This is a genomic window from Vibrio sp. 10N.261.46.E11 (assembly GCF_041472735.1).
Taxonomy (GTDB): Bacteria; Pseudomonadota; Gammaproteobacteria; order Enterobacterales; family Vibrionaceae; genus Vibrio.
In genome coordinates this window covers 1-25,312 of sequence record NZ_JBFRQW010000051.1, presented here as the reverse complement: position 1 = coordinate 25,312, position 25,312 = coordinate 1, and the positions used below count along the sequence as shown (strand labels likewise).

The following is a 25,312-nucleotide window of genomic DNA, read 5'->3' as shown; positions in this document are numbered from 1 at the left end:
ACGAAATCAAGTTAGTTAGTTAGTTAGTTAGTTAGTTAGTAGACTACATTCAACGGCTCTCTTGTGCGATTGTTTTAGAGATTCAAGAAGTAGTGATATGCCCCAGACTCCCTTACGTAACCTAAAGACTCATAAAGCCTCTGAGCATTGATATTGCTCTCAGCCGTCTCTAAAGCTAAACCTTTAGCATCATCCTTTAAGCCCATATTTTTCGCTGCATCCATCAACTGTTTCGCCACACCTTGCCTTCTTGCGGTGTGTGCGACAAATAGATCATTAAGAACCCAAATTCGCGACACGGACACAGAAGAAAAACTTGGGTAAAGTTGAGTAAAACCTAAACCGTTCCCTTCATCATCTAGTGCCAAAAATATCACTGACTCACTGTTTTTTAAGCGAGCTTCAATAAATTCACGCGCTGTTTTAAGATCCTTTTCTTGGCCGTAGAACACTCGATAAGCATCAAAAAGAGGTACAACTGCATTTAAATGCTCTAGTTCTGCTTTTACTATTTTCATTTAAAAATCCATTTATTTGTTATATTTTGAAATCTTTAGGAAGCGCTCTATATTAGAATCCTGTGTAAAAAGCCCCTGTAATTCTTTGCAAACATCAGTTCAAAATGTCAACACACCCTAGCCTACATCTAAGTAACATCAAAATAACAAAGCTAACCTGCTCCTCTTGAGAAACTTGCTATCTTGCGATGCACAGCTCAAACGCGATGAAACAACAACTCAAATATCAAGACTATCGTTTCAAACTCACAATCTTTGGTGCCATAAGCCTTTTGAGCGCATCAGCACTTTTATTAAGTCAAATTTGGAACTAGAAGATAGGAATAAACTCTGATTAAATCGATTTTCAAAAAATGCCAAACATTGAGTTGCGTTCCTTATTCCATAACTTTGACTATCGAATAAGAAATCAGGGCACCAACAACCAACAACCAACAACCAACAACTATCAACGTTGAGATATGAAAAGTATGGAACAAATTTATTTAGCTGGTGGGTGTTTATGGGGTGTCCAAGAGTTCATCAAGTATGTACCCGGAGTAGTCAGCACAGAAGCTGGACGTGCCAATGGAAATGCCCAATTAACTGCAAACGACACCGCAAATGGGACAGCACCAAACAATGATGCTCAAAACGATTACGATGGTTACGCAGAGTGTGTCCAAATTGAGTTTGACCCGAGTATCACATCAGTTACGGTTCTAATGGAGCACCTTTTCGAAATTATTGACCCATACAGCGTGAATAAACAAGGTGTCGATGTAGGCGAGAAGTATCGCACGGGTATTTACAGCACTGACCCCTTGCACTTAACTGAAGCCAATCGCTTCATCGCCTCTCGTGATGATACGGACAGAATCGCAGTAGAGGTATTAGCATTGACCAATTATGTCGCCAGTGCTCCTATCCACCAACATCACCTGACTCACTTTCCTGAGGACCACCACCTGTGTCACATCCCTTGGGATCTGCTGCATAAGTATAAATCACGGTAGTCACGACGCAAGATCGATAAAGCCTCAACAGGCATTACCCGTTGAGGCTTTTTAAGTTTTAATGACCTAGACAGCTATCGTAAATTTATTTGATAGCTCAAACCATTTAGCGTTTAGCGTTTAGCGTTAATAAATAAGTTACTTAGTTGTATTTTCAAGAACGTAATTTGGACCCGCTGTTTCAGCCGTTACCACTGCCAGTTTAGACACATCTGCACCTTTATCTTGGTAAGCGTTCATCCCGTTTTCTACCGCTACTTTTGGTAGTTCAACCGAATAGCTTTCAATCAGCTCAGAATCCGTCACTTGACCCACGTAAGTTTCGTCTGTGTAAGTCGCACCCACTAACGGGTAATCTTCCGTTGCACGAACACTGACAAACTCTGGAGACCCTGAATTATCGACAACGTTATTATTAAACGCGATATCAACACCGGCATAAATCTTTTCAACTTCGGCATTATTGAACAGGCTCACACGGTGAGTTTGATTGCCATAGATAATGCCCCACTGTGTATCAACCAGTGAGTTGTTCTCGATGGTGATGTTTTTAGGCGTCCACTGTTTGTTAAGCTCTTTACCTTTCACCGACTGATCTAGCTCTTCGCCGTTTGCCACATCAATGATACCCGTATTAATCACGATACCGCCACGTAGGTCAGCATTGCCTTCAATCACACCGTCACGTCCACGTGTATTCGCAATGTAGTTATTACGGATAACATGGTCTTCATCATAGATTCGAATGCCACCAGTTAAGTTCTTTTTATTACCTAGAATAATGTTATTTTCAACACTACTTCCTTTACCATGACGCAAAGAAATCAAAGCAGAACTTTCAAAAATTGTATTACCAGAAATTGTGTTGCCACCCGACTTAACAGAGACAAGCTCGCGCTCGCCATCCATGTCGATCATCAAGTTATTAACGAATTTTGAATTGGAATCCCACTGAGAAGATTTTGAATCACCAATACGAAGTGCTTCCCAGCTGTTGCCGTTGTAACGAATCGCCTCTTTGATGTCGAATTCATTAAACTGATTCGGTTTCTGATCCATGAAGATGTTATTAGCAATCAAGTGATTGTCTGCAGAATCATCTTTCTGTACACCAATCAACGTACCGCGCTTTTGTTTGCCTTCAAAGCGATTGTTGATCACCTTACCGTCTTTACCCCATAGAGAAACCCACAGGTATCTCGGGTATTCAGAACGACGCTCATCTGGTTGATATTCATAAGCGTGGTTAAAGTAGTAGAATGTTGAGTTTTGCAGCGTGTTGCCATTACCCATCATACGTACTGCGCCAAAACGTTCGTTTGGACCGCCTTCGGTAAACACTAGGCCATCAAGCGTGATGTCATCACCTTTCAATTCAAACTGGATCAAGCCAGTGATCCACGCAGAACCAGCCTGCTCAGCTTTGATAGTGATGTCATTTGCGGTAATCGTCACTTGACCTAAGTTCGCGTACTTACCGTTAGGGATAACCACTTCGTCGCCATCTTTTAGGTTTTCAAATTGTGCTTTAAGCGCAGCCACTTGTTCTTCTGAAGCAACGTCTAGTGTATTGCCATCAACCTCAGTTAAGCGGTCGCTAGTTAGTAAGTAACTACGATCGATTTCGCTGATCGAAGGTACCGCTTGCTCAGCCGCGCTGATCACGGGTGCTGCTTTTTCTTGAGTCGTGCAGCCTGTCGCGAAAGCTAACGTAAACGCGCTAATAATGCTTACCGAAATTAATTTTTTCTTCATCTTACATCTCACATTAAATACTGGATTACCAAAATAACGGCCACCCAAACTGGTGACCGTTTTATTAAAGTTTTCTTTGTTTGAACTTATAACTTCTTAAGATTTGTCGTCTTGTCGAAAGCGTATCTCTATGTAAATAGAAGACTTAGCTTTCAGCTGGTGTTACTTCGTCTTGCTTTTCGACCTTGTCATCCACCGCTTTAACAAGCAGCAAACCAACAGAGAATACAATCAAGCCACAAAGAACGAACACCATGCGTCCCCACATTGGGTTAGGCAGTACGAACATGGTCATTACGCCCACACCTGCTACTGCAATAAGTGAACCCAACATACGACGTTGCTTGTTATCCAGTTTCTTCTGCTCGTTACTTTCAGCAACCAATGGTGTCGCTAGGTTGTTGAAGAACTTGTCTACGTCTTTCTCGCGGTGCTCAGCAAGAGGCTTGTAGAACAGTGTTGATAGTACGAAGAAGCCAGCAGTAAATACGATGTGACCGATAAGGCCGATAGCCACTTTCAGGTCAGCCCACTCACGGCCTGTTAGCTCGTTTAGACCGAACCAGTTTTGGATCATGTCAGCTGTGATAACGAAACCAACGAAGTAAGAAACCACACCACCTACAACTAGCGTGCCCCAACCTGCCCAGTCAGGTGTTTTACGGATGAAGAAGCCACAGAATGCTGGAATCGTCATTGGGAAGCCGATCAATGCGCCCACGTACATCATGGTGTCGAAAAGGCTCAGACCTTTAAGAGAGTTGATGAACAGAGCAACCAAGATGATCGCGATGCCGAAGAAAGTAGACGTTAGTTTAGAAACGACCATTAGCTCTTTCTCTGTCGCTTTAGGGCGAAGAATCGGCTCGTAGAAGTTCTTAACGAAGATACCTGAGTTACGGTTTAGACCTGAGTCCATTGAAGACATGGTTGCTGCAAACATAGCGGCAATCAGAAGACCAACCATACCTGCAGGCATGTATTCTTGAACGAAGTAAAGGTAAGCGAAGTCAGCGGCTTTGCTACCTGCTTCAGGGTAAGCTGCTGCTAAATCAACACCTTGACCAGCCATGAACCAAGAAGGCATGAACCAGATGATTGGACCAAGCGTCATTAGTACACATGCAAGTAGAGCGGCTTTACGTGCGTTGTTTGAGTCTTTCGCAGCAAGGTAACGATAAGAGTTAAGCATGTTGTTGGTAATGCTGAACTGCTTTAAGAAGATGAACACAGCCCAGATGCTGAAGATGCTCATGTAGTTAAGGTTGTCACCCGTGATGAACGAATCCGTTGGGAAGTCGCTAACGATCTGCGTAACACCGCCACCGTGGTAAATAGCAACGACTGCACATGTCACCGTTACCGCCATGATGATAACCATCTGCATAAAGTCAGATGCGATTACCGCCCAAGAGCCGCCCGTCACTGACATGATCAGTACAACCAGACCCGTTAGGATAATCGTTGTTGTCATATCAAAGCCGAAGATACCCGATGCGATGATCGCTAGACCATTCAACCAGATACCAGCAGAGATAACGCTGTTTGGCATACCAGACCAAGTGAATACTTGCTCATTCACTTTACCAAAACGCATACGAATCGCTTCAATTACCGTCACAACACGCAGTTGGCGGAACTTCGGAGCGAAGTAAAGGTAGTTCATTAGGTAACCGAACGCGTTAGCAATGAAGATAATCGCTACCGCAAAACCATCGGTAAAAGCTTTACCCGCGGCACCAGTAAATGTCCACGCACTGAACTGGGTCATAAATGCTGTTGCACCTACCATCCACCACAGCATGTTACCTCCCCCACGGAAGTAATCACTTGTCGTACTTGTAAACGTTCTAAACATCCACCCTATCGCAATTAAGAATAGGAAATAGATGCCAACTATCAGGGTATTGAGTTCCATCTTTAGACCTTTTTATTTATGTTTTTTGTTGAGGTCACTATAGATAGATGGTAACTGCATTTGTACTACAATAACTTAAATACGTGACAGTGATCTTACAGTCCAACACTCAAATAATCATACAAGTGATCGAGTTCAAATTTGCACCTCCTACGAGCATAATTTCTCAAGTGAGTGCAGCCACCCGCACTAAATTTCGTTCAAAACCCCGAAAAACATGAACAAAGTCTCTAAAATACGAAGAATCATCGTTAAAAACTATTATTCGTCACGATAAAAGTTCAAATGCGAACAACAAAAAATTCGTTAAATATAATTTATAAAAATGAATAAAATCAACATATTTGTACTGCAAATAATATTAAAGATCTGTTTTTTGAAAGTTCCCTATATTAGGTAGCTAATAACGAAAACTTGGAAACCACTATTAGATACTGACAGGGATACACGGAAGTAAAATGCTTTTAACACACCCGTTACAGTTTCTCTCGCCCATTAAAAATGTGCAACTTCAGTAGTAGAGCAAACAGACTCAATTGAACGTGCTGTCATCAACCTAAAAGCCTAGCTCTTAAGCCCTGGTTACACGCTTATTGAACCTCAAACGACTCTCTACTCAAATTTCAGATAAAAAAAACGCTCATGTTGCCTGTATCAACATGAGCGCAAGGGCAGATCTTCGACTACCATCTCCTACCTTTCTAAACGAAAACAGAAGTTATAATTAGAATAGTTGGGAGCAATAATCAAAATGCTTTCGCAAGCACTTCAACGATTTCTTCTTTGTCTCCGATGAGAACAACGGGTAACTATTCGAACCCAGTTCATTCCTATCAAGTTCATACTGATATAGCAGGCTATGACGCTGCCTTGCCTACTACATTTCAAACCATCTCCGAGTGAGCTTTAAGTCACCTCAAGCAAATAACTCATGATCTTAAAGCAGTTGGTTTTATTCCATTTAGCTTCAAGACCATTGTTACTTATTCGGCTTCATACCGTCAGTTTGTGCAATCAACACAACAAAGTTATGTGTCGCTACACAAAGCAAGTAAATAGTAATGTATTACAAATAAGGATAACATCTAAAGATTCAATTTTTTGCTGTAGCGCACATTTATTGATGAACAAAATCCTGAAAAATCATTATCAATAAACAATAAATTAACTAAAAATCATAAACCTACTAAAATAAACCAACTTTGTAACCCTTTGTAAATAGTGGTTTTGTCCTAACAACACGATCAAATTCACAGATCATACGCCTTCAAATCGTTAGTATATTTGTATTATTTAAATGCAAAACAAATTTGAAATAACCAAGAAATAATTTCAAACACAAAATGCATTGAAGACAAGAACTACTCTATTTGGCTTGTAATTATGGCCAATACTCAACCTATAAATATGGAACTAATACCATGAATAAAACTAAAATCGTGATTGCTGTGGCATCTGTACTAGCAGCAGGATCAGTATCTGCCGCGTCTTTCGATATGAGACACGAATACAAAAGCCATACGGATCAACATGCTACTCGTGTAAAACTAGGAGATAGCATCGGAAACTTCCTTGTCGATATTGAAGCTAAATTCAAGGGAGAAGACGGTGAGTTTATGGAAGATTTGAAGAATAATGGTTGGGAACTTGGTCTTAATTATCGCCATGTACTTAACGATAACTGGACGATGACTTACGGTATGCCAATTGAAGGTCGCGAGTCTGGTGTCACATACAAACCTCAAGTTCGCGCGACATACAGTGTCGACAGCATTGACGGTTTAAGCCTAAGTGCACGTTACCGTTACGATATGAGACAGAACACAAAATCAATTGCAACTGACTCGGACGGCAAGCCTATCTTAGATAACGGCTACTTAACTTATCAAAACGATGAAAACCAACGTCGCCATCGCTTAACAGCAAACATCAACTACTCAATGGAGAACTGGCGTTTCGGTTTTGAAGGTAACTACTACAAAGCAGATGATTACAACATCTACGACAACGATGATACAAACTACGAGTTAAATGCAAGTATTCGCCACATTATGGGTCAATGGGCACCATATGTAGAGTTTGGTGATGTGAGTACTTCATCGACGAAAGCGACTCGTGAACTACGTAGCCGTGTTGGTCTAACTTACAGCTTCTAATCGATAGCTATATGAATAATCTAAGATAATTACTGTCCTAATTTTCTAAGACCTAAACAAAAGCCAGCTTAATCGCTGGCTTTTCTTCTTTCAAATCAATTCATTCAAATAAGAGCCGAGTACTTAACGCTCCTCACCCTAATGACTGATCCGATAGAGAAATGCAACGGTCACGTCATCGTTAGGCACAACTCGCTTCTGCTGAGCCAAAAACAATTCCGCTGTTGAGACGGCATCGGCTAATGCATTGTGGCTGTTGTACTCAGGAAGCCCATACCTTTCTCGCGTACCCGCTAGAGTTAAATCCACCTCTTCATGGTTACTGATCGCTTTCTCCATGCTCTTCTCAATACATAGTGTATCTAGCCAAAGTAAAGGCAACTGCCTTAAGCCATAGCATCTTAATAGATACTGGCTAATGAACTTCTCTTCGACCACACAAGCGTGCGCGACGATGATTTTACCTTTTGTGGCTTCGAAAAACGTCAGCATAGCATCATGAATTGAAGCGCCCTCTTCCAGCATTTGTGGTGTGATGTGGTTGATAACTGCAGTTTCAGCATTGATCTGCGAATCGTTATCCAGATAAATATGCTTGGCGGAAGCTAAGTCTATTCGCCCCTTGACCACATCGACCCAACCCATAGACAAAATCAGATCTTGTTCGCTGTCTAAGCCCGTAGTTTCAAGATCTAAAACGATATATTCGCTATCTTTAGCCAAGTCCGTCATCTCTGGACAAGGTTGCTCCACAAGAGCATGCAACGCCTCTGGCAGCTTAACCGTATTCAAATATTGCTTTCGTGTGCGCTTAATTTTCTCAAGCGGATGAAAGTAGTTCAGAACGTGCTTTAAACACTTCTTTATTGAGCGTGGCTTCATTAGCGTGCTCCGAAACGGATTTTCGCTGCTTCCTGTAGGTCTGCAATGATCCTAAAGGCATCTTTCAAGTGCTTACGTTCAAAGCTACCAAAACTGTCTGGGTTGATGTTGTTGTCTGGCACTTCCCCATGTTTCAGGGCTTCAAGTTGATGACCAAAACGGAAAGAGAGAATGAACTGATACGCACCAAGGATGTTCTTGAACGCGTCATCACTCAACATACCTTTTTCATTGGCTGCAGCAAAGCGTTCATCGGTTGCCGACAAATCACATTCCACCGCTAATCCGTAAATACGCGCAAGATCGATAATCAAGTTGATGGCGTACTTCTTCACATTGAGTGTTTTCTTATTCTCACCCGATTTCTCTAGAACCAAACTGTTGAAGATACCCAGTGGCGGATTGGTGTTCACGGCATCTTTCACTAGTGTGCTTAAAAACTCACGGTTGCTGCGAATATTAGAATGCAACTCATCACGAAGAATACCTTCGAACTCACTGTTGCCATAAATGGTTCGAATCTCTAGGAATACACTGATGTTGAGTAAGCGTTCGTACTCAGGGTTTGCGACCCACTTTTTATAGTAGTGCTTCCAAACACCAAGTGGCTGGCACCATTTTGGTGTCGCCGCCATGAATTTACCCGGACACAATGGGTAATCGCAACTCGCTAATCCGTTAGTCACCATCATCGCTAAGTGTTTGAAGTAAATACGGTCACTGTCTGTCGCATCGTCAGCAAGTACAATCGCACTATCTTGATCCGACAGCATATGAACTTCATTACGAGCATGTGATCCCGCAACAATCCAAGAAAAATCGCAAGGCGGTGGGCCTAACTTATCAATCGCTATCTGAATCAATCGGCGTGTGTAGGCATCCATGATCATGGTCATTACCTTACCGACAGTTTCCGGTGCAACCTTGCCTTCCACCAGCGCTTCAAAAATAGCTTGTCGCTCAGGGGTAAACGAAGACATGGTTTTCACACTGCCCGCATATTTGATTTTCTCGATTAAAAAGATCGCTTGAACACGGTGATTCTGAACTAGGTGGGACGTGGTGAGAAGGCCTACGACTTTATTCTCTTTCACAACGGGCAAGTTACGGATATTGAACTGCATCATGATAGACGCAGCATGCAGTACAAGATCATCCGGTTTAACCGTCAATGGAGAGTGCGTCATTACCTCCGAAATAAGGCTATCGGTACTGACACCATGAGCGATGACTCTCTTGGTCATATCCCTATCCGTGATCAAGCCAACGATTGTGTCGTTCTCATAAATCACGGCACATGGCGAGCGTTGATGAAGCATTTCAACCGCGACCGATTGAATAGTTTGTTCAGACTTAACGATAGCCACCTGCCCGCTTGCCACTTCTTCAACCTTACGAATGAACAAGCCTTTTTCTTTGTTTGACCACACAACATCAAGTGCCGACTTCAACCGAACCTGCGCCTGTGATGCAAAGTGTTCTGCGCAGCTTGGGAATGCCTTAAACAACGCTTGAAGCGCCGAATGTGGAATCACATAAAGTAAGCTATTTTCGATTGCGATCGCTCTGTAGCCTTTCTCGTCGTTAACTTCAGAATCTAAGAACGTAAAGCCGAACAAGTCTTCACTGCCTAAACGTGCACGAAGTACACCGTCTGACTTTCTTTGCTCCATAGAACCCGTTCGGATGATATAGAGCGACTTTTCTTTACCCGACTCACATAGATCAACCACATCCCCTTTGCCGAGGTAAGTGATCTGAACATTAGAGGCAAGTTCACGAAGAGCTTGTTTAGGGATCTTATCGAAAGGATCTATCTGACCGATAAATTGAAGAATATTTGGTAAAAGAGATTGAGGCATAACCATACTCGCACATACTTAATTAGTATTATTATATAACTAATATTTCGAGTTGCGAGTAGATTTTCAAGTTGAATAACAGAATTGATCAAGTTTTAGAGATCAGAATAAGCAGTGCAATACCAGAAACATAAAATACAGATACAAAAAAGCACGCTAAATGCGTGCTTTAAAATTTGTAAGGGCACATCAAGTGCTTTAAGTTAACTTGCTACTGGCAATCGGTGGTTTGACTCTTGCAGGTGGCTTGCCGAAGCTTGGCGTGCTTTATCACAATTACCAGCCATAATTGCTTCGTATATTGCGCGATGTTCGTTAATGCATGTGCTGCCTTCTTCAGAAGAGTGCACAATAAAGTTAACAAACATCGTGGTCAGTATGTTGCCAAACGGTAAGTAGAAGTCATTACCCGTTGCATTGAAGATAAGGCTATGGAACTTCGTATCAATATCTAACCAGCGTGCTTGATCAAGCGTTTCTTCGCTAGAAATTTCTACCATTTTTTGGAAAATTTCTGATAATTCAATACGTTGCTCTGCAGTTGCAAACTTAGCTGCCAATGCACACGCTTCAGGCTCAATGGCACGACGCAAACCTAAAAACTGATGACAGAATTGGTCTGTATCCGCTAAGCCATCCATCCATTCGATAAGCTGAGGATCTAAGAAGTTCCAGTATGCACGATCAACAACGCGAGTGCCGATTTTAGGGCGTGACTCTAACAGGCCCTTTGACGTTAGAAGTTTCACCGCCTCTCGCAACGCCGTGCGGCTAATACCAAACTGCTCACACAGAGCCATTTCACCAGGGATAATCGAACCCTGAGGTAAATTACCCGACAAAATACCACGAGCGATTTCACGTGCTACCTGCACATGAAGACTTCGCTTAGAGCCTGAAATAGATTTGAAAGTGTCTGCCATGAGTCTACTTACTTATTAGATATGTATTATTTAACTCGTACTATAGCACTGAAAGTATAATGCACCAAATAAGGGGAATAATAACGTGAGCTCCCTTATACTCTATGGTTCTATCAAAATCCCACAAACTTTTCGAAGCTTATCACTACCTGTCGTACCTTCTTATTTATACATACAAATAGTTCCTATTTACGCAATTTTGGCATGCGTAATATCACAAAAATCACCTTAACTTGTGAGTTGCCCTCCACTGCGACGCATTTCTATTGGAATACGCTTGATCGAACAAAGTGTTATTGTATGATTTATTGAAAATAAAAGGTGACTGTAGATGTTTAACTCGGTAGCCGCGACAAGCATTCTCACGCTAGCTTAAAGTCGCGCTAACTTAGATCTATCCACGGTTTTATACTTAATACGTCGGCCTGAGGTGGTTTATATGGCTATATTTTCATTGGTGGAAGATTCAAGCCGCCGAATTCATGTTCAAGTCGCTCGACAGATTGCGCGTAAAATATTGTCGGGAGAGCTCAAAGAAAACGAGAAATTACCCAGCGAAATGGCGCTGTGCGATATCTTTGGAGTAAGCAGAACAGCCCTTCGAGAATCAACCAAGCTACTTTCTGCAAAAGGGCTGATTGAGTCAAAACCGAAAGTCGGCACTCGTATCAAACCAAGAACGCAATGGCACTTCTTAGATCCGCAATTGCTGTACTGGATTCAAGACTTAGAAGACACCAAACCCTTCTTGTCTCAGTTCTTAGGCTTGAGAAAAGCGATTGACCCAGAAGCGTGTGCGCTAGCAGCAACCAACGCTACGGTAGAACAACGCAAAGAGCTTTCGATTCTGTTCCAAAAGATGTCTATTGCGGCAAACTGCTTTGATTATGAAGAGTGGACAACCAACGATCACCTGTTTCACCAAACGATTTTCTTATCAACAGGTAATCAGTTCTACATTCCGTTCGCAAACATTCTCTCGACAATCTTCAAGCAGTTTATCGACCATTCAGCCGAAGGCGGTCGCTTCTGTTTAGAAGAGCATAAAGCGATTTACGATGCGATTATGTCGGGTAACGCTCAGCAAGCTCGAATAGCTTCACAAGTGTTACTAGACGATGAAAACCAAAAGCTGTCTCGGGTTGAACAAGCCATCGCATAACCAAGATTGACCAAACTGACTCGTGTATCTCAATACACGAGTCAGTCACATTTTAGCGTCCAATTTTTTACCACCCATACCGTAGTGTTTCATCTTTAAACCTTGAAGTCGGGTCGTCTCAGAGAACACTTACGGTTATACACATAAGGTGTTGTTTGTGTCTTCGCAATCGTACGTAAGGAAAAACTTCTCTCTCGCTTGGCCCCTCGCCTTAAACGCATTACTGATGCAGTCGATGTTAATGATCGACACGTTATTGGTTTCTCCGCTTGGTGAAATACCTCTTGCTGCAATGGGCATTGCAACAACCATCATCGCGTTTGTGTTGGGTATTCAAATGGCGTTGGCTAATGGTACGCAGCTGGTTCTCAGCCGAGCTGTGGGATCTGGCGTTAGCTCTTCACTATCGAAAGCATTTTGGGCGGGTCTGTTCATCAATGTTGGTGTCGCATCGATGTTTTGGCTTCTGCTTACCTTTTTTGAACAACCTCTAATCCAAGCATTAACCGACGATAAGACACTTCACCTTGAGATCAGTCATTATCTAGACATCTCAAAATATCTGGTGATCTTCACTGCATTAACGCAAGTTATCATCGCGTTATTTAACGGGTTAGGAAGAACCAAAGTTCCGTTTAAAGGTTACTTAATCGAACTACCGGTCAATGCCGTGCTCTCCTATGTGCTTATTCACGGCTTCTCAAACTTTGAAGGGATTGGCGTACAAGGTGCAGCACTAGGTAGCGTTATTGCCATTACGATTCGTCTTGTGTATTTGATTCTGTGTGTGCATTACGATTCGTCCGTGTCACTGAAACTGGATACTGAAAAGTCAGAGTTCATTGCTAACATCCGTCGTCACTTCATTGAAATATTCCCTGTCGCAGCGAACGTGACTATGCTGTCGATTGGCGCGACGATCTATCAGTTGTTGTACTCACAGCTCAACATTAACGCCTACGTAGCGATCACCTTGGTGATGCCGTGGATACGTGCCGGCACTCAATTTATTACCGCTTGGGCGCATTCTTCCGCGATTACGATCAGCCAAGCGATCGGTTCGAAGAAAATGGATGACTTAACCAAAAACGTTGATACCAGTATTGATGTGGCGGTTGGTATTTCTGTGGTTTGTGCGGTGATGTTTGCCGGCTTAAGTTTGGTGATTGGCGATGTGTATCCAGACTTAGATCCTTCTACCTATCAAGCACTGGCTGTTATCGCCCCACTTTACATCTTCTTGCCGATCGTTCGTGGCTACAACACCGTTCACGGACACGTATTAAGAGCACTAGGCAAAACAACCGCAGTCTTCAAAATCAACTTTACTGGTCAATGGATAATTTCAATTCCATTGTGTGCATTGATCATCTATGGATTAGACGGCTCTATCTTTTGGGCATTTGCAATTCAGCCTTTTGAAGAGCTAGTAAAAGCGCTGCCCTTCAGACATCTTGCTCGCAAGTCATTGAGAGAGTTCGACTCAAACAAAGCCAACGAATTGATGTATGACTGATCGCCACCAAAAAGTAACAAAGTTACTGTCCCGTGAAAATGTCTGAACTGCTTGTGCAGTCTCAGGCTTATCTCATTTAGATCGATATAGCTCAAACGAAGAGCCTAGACATTTCGCTACGCCAAAAAGAATAAGGCTGCATTAAGTCCTAGTAAACAATAACGGTAACCTTGCTAGTCACCGTATATTCCTCATTATTAAATGGCGTTGAGTGGGTTATCGTTTGGATTGTTGCCCTCTTTGAGCAATACGTGTGTCTATATACTAATTATTGGGCAGACATAGTCTTGTAATTTCATAACCTCATGTCACCAGTTGATCCTTATGTTTATGTTCAACACATTAGCGAATCAGATACCCAACTCTACCAACCCGTTTTCATTCTTCCCACACTTCATTAAGTACACTTCCTTAAAAAATATCGTTCCAAGAATGTCTAAAAACAAGCATAAAAAAACCCACTCAAATGAGCAGGTTCTTTATCCAACCGTGTCTAAACGACGTGATTACTTCTCTAGTTTAGCAAAGTAGTCGAAGATTACTGGTACATCGTTGTTACCCATGCCAGCATCAACAGCAGCTTGTAGACTTGTTGCAGTACCTTGAGCGATTAGAGACTCAGTACCTAGCTCTTCACAAAGTGCAAGGAAGTAACCAAGGTCTTTGTTAGCGTTAGCAACAGAGAAACCTAACTTCTCTTCACCGTCTACAGCGTAGAACTTACAGAATTGCATGAACGGAGAGTTAGATGGACCTGCAGACATGATATCAAACAGTTGTTGGCCATCAACGCCAGCGCGTTGAGCAACAGCGAAAGCTTGAGACATAGTCGCAACCGTTGTCATACCCATGAAGTTGTTCACAAGCTTAGTCACGTGACCTGAACCTAGAGCACCTAGGTGGAATACGTTTTCGCCTTGTTCTTCAAGAACAGGTTTAACTTTGTTGAAAGTTTCCATGTCGCCAGCAGCCATGATGTTCAGAAGACCATCTTTTGCGTGTGCAGGTGTACGGCCTAGAGGAGCGTCGATCATGCCTGCGCCTTTCTCAGCAAGAGCTGCGCCGATCTTCTTAGTAGAAGCAGGAATCGACGTACCGAAGTCTACGAGTACTGCGCCTTCTTTGATGCCCGCTAGAACGCCGTCTTCGCCGTAAACAATTTTTTCAACAACAGCAGAAGTTGTTAGACAAAACTCAATGATGTCACTTGCAGCAGCTAGTTCTTTAGCAGAAGTGAATGCAGTCGCATTGCCGCGATCTGTAACGCGAGCAACAGCTTCAGCGCTTAGATCCATTACGTTTACGTGGTAACCGCGTGTTTGCAGGTTTTCAACCATGTTGCCGCCCATAAGGCCTAGGCCAATGAAACCGATTACAGGTTTAGTCATGTTCAACTCCAAATATCTTATTGTATGATTATATGCTCATTATAATAACTACCTGAATCCCCTAAGGCAACCGTTTTAGGTCTTTCGTGCGTGATCCAGCGCATGAATTTCGAATGCGGATACTGGCATCACTTATCGAATTGGCCTCATATAAACCTAAAGAATAGATCTTGTGATTAATAAGTTAAAAATCAGATAGCAACTCACTCTTTCGTCTTTCATACCCGACAATATCTAACTGGCAATGAATTGCTAAATCACTTATAAATAAAGGTTGATAGGTTAATGAGTGTGCATTCCTATCATTCTTACTAATGAGATATGAGTCAGGTACGTTCTTAAAGTTCCACCCAAGAAATGAAAGCGTCTGACATCTATTTCGGCCGAAAAGGTACTAGATTAGCTCACAACAAGAACTCGCTGAGTGATGAATAATGCGGAAAAAGCACGATCATTTTTCAACAACCTTATCCAGTAAGTAATGAATTTCGAACAATATAAAACCACCAATTGTATTACTTATAAGCACTAAAAGTTATTGGAAGTTATCGTAACAATACTCGCAGAACCAGATAACAACGTTCATTTTGTTAAATCGTTTCGTTGTCAATGCGCCGCTGCAGCATTAAACGTTTCTCTAAATTTAGGGGCTGTTGATCTTTCGAGCTGGGTTTTGCAGCATCTTGTGGAAAATTTATACAAGGAAGAGGCTTTGACGTGTAGCTGGCCTACATGAAAAGCCGATAACGCTGTAGAAATGAACCACAAGAGCTGCTCGAAGGGTTCGGCTAAAATCGTTTTATGCTTTGTTGAAGAATATTTGCTTAGAATGACTAGGCTACATACTCTTCGCCGCGCCTAAAACGATTTTATCTCGAACAAAACTTAACCACGAAAGGTCAACAGCCCCTAGTCATCAACCCTAAACATCAGATGTAAATTGAATCCAATTAATTCAAACGATCTCACACTCAAACCACACGAATAAAAAAACCGAGCAACTCTCAGTGAGTTACTCGGTTTGACTTATTTCCGATATTCTTTGTCATCGACATTAGTTTCGTTCAGTTACTTAGATGCGAACACCCTTACAGCCGAACATGACATGACACTTCGTTCCCGCAAAGTACCATATCAGCACACACCATCGTTAAATGGCATGTGTGTTGATCACTTACAGTTGAGCAAATGATCCTTCCCACGAGTATTTCTCACCCACAAACTCAACAGTGTGAGTTGCTTGCTGCGTGTCTTCAGCTTGGTTTGAGATACCGTAGTGGTAAGTGTTGCCAGAAGTAGTCTGAATGCGAACAACAGTCCCGACACTGTTATGGCCCACAACAGATACTGATTTAACCAGACCACGAGCGCCTACAGACGCTTCGATAGACTCGTTAAAGTAACCATGTGTTTCTAGTACAGAAGCAAACACGTGGTTTTGACCAGACTGACGTAAGATAAGCGCAGGCTCACTCTTAAGGTTGAAGTCTGGATCGTTAGCACCAGTGCGAGCAAAAATCACTTCACTGCCCGCATTCGCGCTAGTTACTAGGCTGTAGTAGCTGCTGTCATGTAGCCAGCTCACTAGAGAACCTTCTTCGTTTACTTTACCTGAAGCAACGTTCCATAAGTGCTGGTAACCGTTGTCTTCACCTACCGGCTTAAGTGTTTTTTCGATGTTGTAATCGAAATCAGTACGGATGATCTGACCAGAGTGGTGAACCGGTAGATCGTACTGGTGCTCAGCGTCAGCTTCAATGCGATATACATCAATCACTAGTGGCTTTTCAAACTCAGGAAGTTCAGCAAGAATCACACTACGTTGCATGTCTACGCCAGTGTAGTACTCAGAAATCGTGCCACTCATACCTTGCAGAGACTGGTCGTCTGCTACGAAGAAGTGCTTCTGACCAAACTTAGATTCAGCCAATGCCGTATCGAAGTTGTTCTGTGTTTTCTGATCAACCGTTACTGTGTTGTGAGCAACTGTCTGCTTACAGTAAGACTTGTTCTCTGGGATGTAACGACCGCCAAACTTAGGCTCAACGTTTACCCAGCGACCGAAGCCGTAATCGTGCAGCACTTCGTGGCCACGGTTGAATACGCTTAGGTGTAGCCCATCGTAGTGACCGTGGTCTAGCGCAGAGTGGTACTGGTGATCGCTGCCGTGTTGACCAAACCAAATCAACGCCATCGTGTCGTCGTCTTGTTCGTCACGGTGACGAAGAATGCTTACGCCGCCTTTTTCGCCTTCAGGGCCATCCGTTACAAACAGGCTACCCCAGTTAAATGCTTTAATGTCGTCTGCTGCATCAACCGCATCAGACAATGTTTTACCTGAAGCATGGACCCAAACATCTTGTTGGTGATTAGCCATACCAAGTAACGTTTCAGTCTGCTCATAGCGGTGGTAACACACAGACGTTGCCATAATAACGCCTTCATCGTTAATAGAAATCGTCTTCGATGAATCGTTCAGAGCTGGCAATGTACCGTCTGGGAATGCCGTTTTGAATACCGCGTAAGACGTTGTCTTGATCACTGAGTCGTTGAATTCGTAAATACCAAGCTCAGGCTGACGACGTTCAATCGCTTCTGCGAACAAGTAGATTGGACGTAGTGAGAAACGGTGGTAGTAAGGACCTTCCATGTAGTAGCCGTCTGGCGAGAACAGTTGGTCAAGTTGCGCTAAGAAACCACCGCTTACTTTGTCGAGTTTCAGGCCGTAAAGCGCTTTGTCTACTGACTCTTGATCGTTGATTGCGTAACCACAGATACCTACCGCTGCCACAGCCCATAAGCCGTGGTTGTGTACGATATCGAAGTCGTGTGCGTAAGTCACAACGAACATTTCGATCATTTGCTTAAGAAGATCGTCTTCGATCAGACGCTTTTGCTCTTCAGAAATGGTGTGGTAAATACAGCTGTACGCACAAGAAGCGTAAAGCATCCACATGTTCTCGTTCAACGTTTGGTGGAACAGCTTACCCGGAGGGTTAGAGTCACGGCTTACGTTGCTTTCAAGTGTTGGGTACACCGTCGCGTACGCTGTTAGCATATCAACGATGTAATCACGGTACTTTGTTTCCTCAGTGATAAGGAATAAACGGCCCGCTAGATCCATATGGATGTAGTTTTGCTTGTGACGGTTGTGCTCGTAACCGCCGCCTTCACCGTGACCTGGTACTTCAATGCCAACTTCCGCCATGTAAGCGTCAGTTTGTTTAATATCGCGAGTCAGTGCGTTACCTAAAAGGCTATCCTTGCCAAGTTCTTTACGAAGCTCTGCTGCTTCCTCAAAGTTAAGTAAAAGTGGTTGATAGCTCATTATTATTTCCCCTGCTCTGCTGTGCTTGCTAATTCTGGGTTTAAAATTGTTTCTACTGAGTAGAAGCCTGCCCAGCTGTATACTTTACCGTTCAGTTCTACTTTGTGTTCAGTGCTCTCAGTCGCGCCAAGTTGGTTGCTGATCATCACTGTCACATTTGACTTCTCTGTGTTGATTTCGACGACTGAACCGACGTTTGTATGCGCTACAACCTTGATGTCTTTCACAACGCCGCGAGCATTTATTGATTGTTCGAACTCTTCGTTAAAGTAACCGTGCGTTTCTAGAACAGAAGCGAACAGTGTTGTTTCGCCTTTGCTACGTAAAATGAAGGCCGGCTCTGAACGCAGGTTGAAGCTTGGATCGTTAGCGCCAGTGCGAGTAAAGATCACTTCAGCATTGTCGTTAGATGTTGCGCCTAACCATGTGTAGTACGTGTTGTTTTGTAGCCAGCTCACAAGTACCGTGCCCTTCACTTCACCGCTTGCTACGTTCCAAAGGTGCTGATAACCAAAATCATTGCCTAGCGTATTCAGCTCTTTATTTGCTTGGTATTCGAAGTTAGTACGAACAATCTGACCTTCATATTGATGAGAGTAGTCGTATTGGTGCTCGCCTTCGCCGCCTTTTGTAGAATCTAAGCGGTAAAGGTCTAATAGTAGCGGAGATTCAAGCTCATCAAGGTTTAGCATGAACACACTGCGTTGCATGTCAAAACCTTGGTAGTGATCGTTAGCAAATGCACTCATGCCGTTGATTTTCTCGTCTTCTACTTTAAAGAAGTGAGGCAAGCCGTGTACTGAGTCTGCACGCTCAACGTCAAAGTTGTTCTGACATTGTTCGTCAATCGTTACTGTGTTGTGAGCAATCGTTTGACGAGCGTAAGATTTGTTTTCATCTAGGTAACGACCGCCGAATTTTGGCTCAACGTTCACCCAACGGCAGAAGCCGTATTCACGTAGTACTTCTTGACCGCGGTTGAAGAAAGAAATACCCAGCGTATCGAAGTTGCCGTGACCCATGCCGTGTTGGCCGTAGTTCATCACTAACTGAGAAACGTCGCCTTTCTTATCCTGCATGCGGATAAAACCTTGCGCGCCGTTGTGACCTTCAGGGCCTTCGTTCAATTCAACACTTGGCCAGAAAGGCATGCCGATTTCTTTTTCAGCAGAAGCTGCTTCATAAGCTTTAGAGAGCTCAAGGCCACATGGGTGCATCCACACTGCGTCTTGAATCTTCGCCATACCAAGGATGTTTTGGTCAACGCCGTTATCGGATGAGTAATGCTTACTGTAAACACTTACCGCGACTTGAACACCCATGTCTGTGATACCCATAGTGCGAGAGGCATCATTAAGAGCTGGGAACTCACCGTTCGGGTAAGCCGTCGCTAGCATGGCTTGTACCGTGTTACCAATTACACCGCCTTTGTAGTTGTAGATATCCACTTCAGGCATATGACGGTGGATCACTTCCGCGAATACACACGTTGGGCGAATCGCGTAACGGTGGTAATAAGGACCTTCCATATAGTAGCCAGAAGGTGCAAACAGTTGAGATATTTGCGCTAAGAAGCCGCCAGTGTCGTTACGGTCAATGCCGTACACTGACATTTCAAGGTACTCACGCTTGCCAAGAGCAAGACCACAGATACCCACAGCGGCTACTGCCCAAATACCGTGGTTGTGAATGCGGTCGAAGTCGTGTGCGTATTTAACGGTGAACATTTCTAGCATTGGTTCGAAAATGCGAGACTCAATGTTGTCACGCTGCTCTTGTGTCAGTGTTGAAGCAACACAAGAGTAAGCCAAGCTTGAGAACATTAACCAACAGTGTTCGTTCAAGATTTGGTGGAACAAACGACCTGTAGGGTTAGTGTTTTTCTGTACGTGGAAATCAAACGTTAGGTATTTGTCTGCGTATTCTTCTAGTAGTTCTGTAACAAAGTCAGCGTACTTTTGCTCTTTAGTGATCAAAAACATGCGACCAGCTAAGTTCATGTACGTGTAGTTTTGCTTATGGCGGTTATGTTCGTAACCACCCGCTTCTCCGTGACCAGGAACATCAATAGGTAAACGCATGAACGCTTCTAGGTCTTTCGCGTTCGCTGCAATGGTTTTGCCCATTAAGCTAGAACGGCCTACTTCAAGATGAAGTTGCTCTATTTCAGCTTCAGTCAACAATACTGGTTTAGTCGTCATATTCTTTGTCACCCTCAATAAAGAGTTTATCGGTTTAAACTTTGATTAAATTTTCAAACTCCATATAAAGTAATACAATATGAGCTTTAATTGTACCCATTCATGGCAAAATGATGAGCAGAATCACATAAACCTGCATAAGCCATTGATATAAATAGACAACACCAAATATCAGGCATTTGTTAAGTTGTTGATTTATTTAAGCTATATAAAGTATCGCTTGATCGATATCACATAACACTGGATATATTGTATTACAATTAACCGTATTCACTTATGATGAACACAGTTAAGTAACACTTAAAAGATTTAAACAGATTAGGAGATACACAATGAACTCTTTCTTTATTCTAGATGAAAACCCATGGGAAGAATTGGGCGGCGGCATTAAGCGTAAAATCGTTGCTTACACTGACGATCTTATGGCTGTTCACCTATGTTTTGATAAAGGCGCGATTGGCCACCCTCATACTCATGAGATACACGACCAAATCGGTTACGTTGTTCGTGGTAGCTTCGAAGCTGAAATCGAAGGTGAGAAGAAAGTGCTTAAAGAAGGCGATGCTTACTTTGCTCGCAAACACATGATGCACGGCGCCGTTGCGCTAGAGCAAGACAGCATCCTTCTTGATATCTTCAATCCTGCACGTGAAGATTTCCTAAAATAATGAATAGCGCAACCTCAGTTGCTAAGGTAAGCATATGAAATCATTAAACATCGCGGTCATTGGCGAGTGCATGGTTGAGCTACAAAAGAAACAAGACGGGCTTAAGCAGAGTTTTGGTGGCGATACACTGAATACAGCACTTTACCTGTCACGCTTAACAAAAGAGCAAGATATCCAAACAAGCTATGTAACAGCGTTAGGTACAGACCCATTCAGTGTCGACATGTTGGAAAAGTGGCAAGCAGAAGGTATCGACACGAGCTTAATTGCTCAGCTTGATCACAAACAACCAGGGCTTTACTACATCGAAACCGATGAAACTGGTGAGCGTAGCTTCCACTACTGGCGTAATGACGCTGCTGCAAAATTCATGTTTGATCAACAAGACACGCCTGCTCTACTTGATAAGCTATTCTCTTTTGACGCAGTTTACCTAAGTGGTATTACGCTTGCTATCTTGACAGAGAACGGACGCACGCAGATATTTAACTTCTTAGACAAATTCAAAGCTCAAGGCGGCCAAGTATTCTTCGACAATAACTTTCGTCCAAAACTTTGGGAAAGCCAACAAGAAGCGATTTCTTGGTACTTGAAGATGCTCAAGTACACCGACACAGCGCTACTTACGTTCGATGACGAGCAAGAGCTGTACGGTGACGAAAGCATTGAACAGTGTATTGCACGTACGTCTGAGTCTGGTGTGAAAGAGATCATCATTAAGCGTGGCGCGAAAGACTGCCTAGTGGTTGAAAGCCAAACCGCTCAGTACGTTGCACCAAACCCAGTAGACAACATTGTGGATACAACAGCCGCTGGCGATTCGTTCAGTGCAGGCTTCTTGGCTAAACGCTTGAGCGGTGGCAATGCGCGTGATGCAGCATTAGCAGGTCACATTGTGGCAGGGGCTGTGATTCAGCATCCAGGTGCTATCATTCCTCTAGAAGCGACGCCTGATCTGTCTCTATAATTACGTACTTTAACTATTAATCAAGGGTTTGCTTAGTTGAAAGCAAGCCCACATTTAACGTGAGAAAGAATTCATGACGACATTAAATGAACAACTAGCAAACCTAAAAGTAATCCCTGTAATCGCTATCAACCGCGCTGAAGATGCCATCCCCCTAGGTAAAGCACTGGTTGAAAACGGCATGCCATGTGCAGAAATCACACTGCGTACAGAATGTGCAATCGAAGCGATTCGCATCATGCGTAAAGAATTCCCAGACATGCTAATCGGTTCAGGTACTGTACTGACTAACGAGCAAGTTGACGCATCTATCGAAGCGGGTGTTGATTTCATCGTAAGCCCAGGTTTTAACCCTCGCACTGTTCAATACTGTATCGACAAAGGTGTTGCAATTGTACCGGGTGTAAACAACCCAAGCCTAGTTGAGCAAGCTATGGAAATGGGCCTTCGCACGCTGAAGTTCTTCCCTGCTGAGCCTTCTGGCGGTACTGGTATGCTTAAAGCACTAACAGCTGTTTACCCTGTTAAATTCATGCCTACTGGTGGTGTGAGCTTAAAGAATGTAGACGAATACCTATCTATCCCTTCTGTACTTGCGTGTGGCGGTACTTGGATGGTTCCAACTAACCTTATCGACGAAGGTAAGTGGGACGAATTAGGCAAACTGGTGCGTGACGCTGTCGAGCTAGTCAATAGATAGGTTCGCGTTAACCGGCTGACACTTGTTCAACGACGAAAGCGAGCTCTGTGCTCGCTTTTTTATTACGTGATATAAAGTGGACACGCCTATTTTATTTTTAACCATACTTATTAGAGTTTTGTCGCTTCTCAATCAACGCGCTCGCTCAACTACCCCTATATCCACATGAATATTTGTATTATTATTTTAAATGCTTATTTTCAAGTATTTATCCGACGACAATGATGAAATTTTAGATCATTGCAAGAAAATTAAGCGATTAAACGGCTTTAAGTGCTATCTCTGATGAAATAAACATGCGTCTCAGATCACGATAAAGACATATTGTAGTACAAATGAACATACGAAAGGAGTAATCTAGGTGTCAGTTAATTATGAAACTTAAAAGGCTGAAAAGATGACTATTGATACTTTTGTTGTTCTCGCCTACTTCTTCTTTTTAATCGCGATTGGTTGGATGTTCCGTAAGTTCACCACCTCTACAAGTGATTACTTCAGAGGGGGCGGCAAAATGTTGTGGTGGATGGTTGGTGCAACTGCCTTCATGACACAGTTTTCAGCATGGACGTTTACAGGTGCCGCAGGACGCGCGTTCAATGACGGTTTCGTTATTGTAATCCTATTCTTAGCCAATGCTTTTGGCTACTTCATGAACTATATGTACTTCGCTCCAAAGTTCCGCCAACTTCGTGTGGTAACGGCTATCGAAGCCATTCGTCAACGCTTTGGTAAAACGTCTGAACAGTTCTTCACATGGGCAGGTATGCCTGACAGCCTTATCTCTGCAGGTATCTGGCTAAACGGCCTCGCTATCTTCGTAGCAGCTGTATTTAACATCCCAATGGAAGCAACCATTGTGGTAACGGGTATGGTTCTAGTATTGATGGCGGTAACGGGCGGATCTTGGGCGGTTGTTGCTTCTGACTTCATGCAAATGCTTGTAATCATGGCCGTGACAATCACTTGTGCGGTTGCAGCTTACTTCCACGGTGGTGGCTTAACTAACATCGTTGCTAACTTCGACGGCGACTTCATGTTAGGTAACAACCTAAACTACATGAGCATCTTCATCCTTTGGGTTGTGTTCATCTTCGTGAAGCAATTCGGTGTAATGAACAACAGCATCAACGCTTACCGTTACCTATGTGCAAAAGACAGTGAAAACGCACGTAAAGCGGCAGGCCTAGCATGTATCCTTATGGTTGTTGGTCCACTAATTTGGTTCCTACCACCATGGTACGTAAGTGCATTCATGCCTGAGTTCGCATTAGAGTACGCTTCAATGGGTGATAAAGCGGGTGATGCTGCTTACCTAGCATTCGTACAGAACGTAATGCCAGCTGGTATGGTTGGTCTTCTTATGTCAGCAATGTTCGCTGCAACGATGTCTTCTATGGATTCAGGTTTGAACCGTAATGCTGGTATCTTTGTAATGAACTTCTACAGCCCAATTCTTCGTCAAAACGCGACTCAGAAAGAGCTGGTTATTGTAAGCAAGCTAACGACTATCATGATGGGTGTTATCATCATCGCGATTGGTCTATTCATTAACTCTCTACGTCACTTGAGCTTGTTCGATATAGTAATGAACGTAGGCGCATTGATTGGCTTCCCAATGCTTATCCCTGTACTACTAGGTATGTGGATTCGTAAGACCCCTGACTGGGCTGGTTGGTCTACTCTCGTGGTTGGTGGTTTCGTTTCTTACATCTTCGGTATCTCTCTTCAAGCAGAAGACATTGAGCACCTATTCGGTATGGAAACAGCGCTTACAGGCCGTGAATGGAGCGACTTGAAAGTGGGTCTTAGCCTAGCTGCTCACGTCGTGTTCACTGGTGGTTACTTCATCCTAACCTCTCGCTTCTACAAAGGTCTAACACCAGAGCGTGAGAAAGAAGTTGACCAACTGTTCACTAACTGGAACACGCCGCTAGTAGCGGAAGGTGAAGAGCAACAAAACCTAGATACTAAACAGCGTTCAATGCTTGGTAAGCTTATCAGCACAGCAGGTTTCGGTATCCTTGCGATGGCTCTGATTCCAAACGAACCGACAGGACGCTTGTTGTTCCTACTATGTGGTTCGATGGTACTAACCGTTGGTATCCTACTGGTTAATGCGGCCAAAAACCCTGCAAAAAAGCTAAATGATGGAGCGATTCTCAAATAGTATAGAGAAAGAACACTATTCGCTTAGCTGATATAACACATAAAATAATGCCCATGCTTTCCCCCGACAGCATGGGCTTTTTGTTGTTTTATCGAGGCTATTGTTTTACCGAGGCTATTGGTTTACCGAGGCTATTGGTTTATCGGGGCTCATTCAGCAAGATTTAATAAAAAATAGGCCAGCATTGCTGTAATGCCGATCAGTTA

17 protein-coding genes are annotated in these 25,312 nt (G+C 43.2%); 8 read left to right on the top strand and 9 right to left on the bottom strand.

Going from position 1 to position 25,312, the window contains the following annotated elements; genetic code table 11:
* Positions 1-74 precede the first annotated feature (74 nt).
* Entirely contained in the window at positions 75-518 is a 444-nt protein-coding gene (locus AB4407_RS16315) for a GNAT family N-acetyltransferase (RefSeq protein WP_372121304.1), read from the bottom strand.
* A gap of 470 nt (positions 519-988) precedes the next feature.
* Between AB4407_RS16315 and AB4407_RS16310 the strand changes: the two genes are divergently transcribed.
* On the top strand, positions 989-1,513 hold the full coding sequence (locus tag AB4407_RS16310; protein ID WP_372121303.1) for a peptide-methionine (S)-S-oxide reductase: 525 nt from the start codon (positions 989-991) through the stop codon (positions 1,511-1,513).
* A 138-nt stretch (positions 1,514-1,651) separates the two neighbouring features.
* On the opposite strand, the gene AB4407_RS16305 is transcribed toward AB4407_RS16310, so the two are convergent.
* Together AB4407_RS16305 and AB4407_RS16300 are read right to left on the bottom strand one after the other, a co-directional pair.
* Positions 1,652-3,268, bottom strand: a complete 1,617-nt coding sequence (locus AB4407_RS16305) for a polysaccharide lyase 6 family protein (protein WP_372121302.1) — start codon at positions 3,266-3,268, stop codon at positions 1,652-1,654.
* Between the two features lie 145 nt (positions 3,269-3,413).
* Positions 3,414-5,186, bottom strand: a complete 1,773-nt coding sequence (locus AB4407_RS16300; protein WP_026084408.1) for a sodium:solute symporter family transporter — start codon at positions 5,184-5,186, stop codon at positions 3,414-3,416.
* A gap of 1,421 nt (positions 5,187-6,607) precedes the next feature.
* On the opposite strand from AB4407_RS16300, the gene AB4407_RS16295 reads away from it, so the two are divergent.
* A complete protein-coding gene (locus tag AB4407_RS16295; RefSeq protein WP_009846528.1) occupies positions 6,608-7,342 on the top strand; it encodes an oligogalacturonate-specific porin KdgM family protein in 735 nt (244 codons plus the stop codon).
* A 138-nt stretch (positions 7,343-7,480) separates the two neighbouring features.
* On the opposite strand, the gene AB4407_RS16290 is transcribed toward AB4407_RS16295, so the two are convergent.
* The 3 genes from AB4407_RS16290 to AB4407_RS16280 form a co-directional block, all read right to left on the bottom strand.
* On the bottom strand, positions 7,481-8,224 hold the full coding sequence (locus tag AB4407_RS16290) for a 3'-5' exonuclease (protein ID WP_372121301.1): 744 nt from the start codon (positions 8,222-8,224) through the stop codon (positions 7,481-7,483).
* Positions 8,224-10,086, bottom strand: coding sequence for a DUF294 nucleotidyltransferase-like domain-containing protein (locus AB4407_RS16285; RefSeq protein ID WP_372121300.1), 1,863 nt, complete (start codon positions 10,084-10,086; stop codon positions 8,224-8,226). Before AB4407_RS16285 ends, AB4407_RS16290 begins: the two co-directional genes overlap by 1 nt.
* Positions 10,087-10,289: 203 nt before the next feature.
* Entirely contained in the window at positions 10,290-11,009 is a 720-nt protein-coding gene (locus AB4407_RS16280; RefSeq protein WP_372121299.1) for a FadR/GntR family transcriptional regulator, read from the bottom strand.
* A 439-nt stretch (positions 11,010-11,448) separates the two neighbouring features.
* Between AB4407_RS16280 and AB4407_RS16275 the strand changes: the two genes are divergently transcribed.
* Entirely contained in the window at positions 11,449-12,171 is a 723-nt protein-coding gene (locus tag AB4407_RS16275; protein ID WP_372121298.1) for a FadR/GntR family transcriptional regulator, read from the top strand.
* 148 nt (positions 12,172-12,319) lie between these two features.
* Complete coding sequence (locus AB4407_RS16270; RefSeq protein ID WP_372121297.1) at positions 12,320-13,687, top strand: MATE family efflux transporter; 1,368 nt, start codon at positions 12,320-12,322, stop codon at positions 13,685-13,687.
* A 506-nt stretch (positions 13,688-14,193) separates the two neighbouring features.
* Here AB4407_RS16270 and AB4407_RS16265 read toward each other — a convergent pair.
* The 3 genes from AB4407_RS16265 to AB4407_RS16255 all read right to left on the bottom strand — a co-directional run bounded on the left by AB4407_RS16265 (position 14,194) and on the right by AB4407_RS16255 (position 20,604).
* Positions 14,194-15,075: an NAD(P)-dependent oxidoreductase gene (locus tag AB4407_RS16265; RefSeq protein ID WP_372121296.1), complete on the bottom strand. Its 882-nt coding sequence runs from the start codon at positions 15,073-15,075 to the stop codon at positions 14,194-14,196.
* A gap of 1,174 nt (positions 15,076-16,249) precedes the next feature.
* Positions 16,250-18,403 carry a heparinase II/III family protein gene (locus AB4407_RS16260; protein ID WP_372121295.1) on the bottom strand — a complete coding sequence of 718 codons (2,154 nt, stop codon included), beginning with the start codon at positions 18,401-18,403 and terminating at the stop codon, positions 16,250-16,252.
* A 2-nt stretch (positions 18,404-18,405) separates the two neighbouring features.
* Positions 18,406-20,604 carry a heparinase II/III family protein gene (locus AB4407_RS16255; RefSeq protein ID WP_372121294.1) on the bottom strand — a complete coding sequence of 733 codons (2,199 nt, stop codon included), beginning with the start codon at positions 20,602-20,604 and terminating at the stop codon, positions 18,406-18,408.
* A 332-nt stretch (positions 20,605-20,936) separates the two neighbouring features.
* Here AB4407_RS16255 and AB4407_RS16250 point away from each other — a divergent pair, with 332 nt between their 5' ends.
* The 4 genes from AB4407_RS16250 (at position 20,937) to AB4407_RS16235 (ending at position 25,106) form a co-directional block, all read left to right on the top strand.
* On the top strand, positions 20,937-21,272 hold the full coding sequence (locus AB4407_RS16250; RefSeq protein WP_009846518.1) for a cupin domain-containing protein: 336 nt from the start codon (positions 20,937-20,939) through the stop codon (positions 21,270-21,272).
* Between the two features lie 34 nt (positions 21,273-21,306).
* The gene (locus AB4407_RS16245; RefSeq protein ID WP_372121293.1) at positions 21,307-22,239 is read left to right on the top strand and encodes a sugar kinase; all 933 of its coding nucleotides are present in this window, start codon (positions 21,307-21,309) and stop codon (positions 22,237-22,239) included.
* A gap of 73 nt (positions 22,240-22,312) precedes the next feature.
* Positions 22,313-22,939: a bifunctional 4-hydroxy-2-oxoglutarate aldolase/2-dehydro-3-deoxy-phosphogluconate aldolase gene (locus tag AB4407_RS16240; protein WP_009846516.1), complete on the top strand. Its 627-nt coding sequence runs from the start codon at positions 22,313-22,315 to the stop codon at positions 22,937-22,939.
* Between the two features lie 397 nt (positions 22,940-23,336).
* Positions 23,337-25,106 (top strand): sodium:solute symporter family protein, encoded by a 1,770-nt coding sequence (locus AB4407_RS16235; RefSeq protein WP_372121292.1) that lies wholly within the window; start codon positions 23,337-23,339, stop codon positions 25,104-25,106.
* The last annotated feature ends 206 nt before the right edge of the window (positions 25,107-25,312 follow it).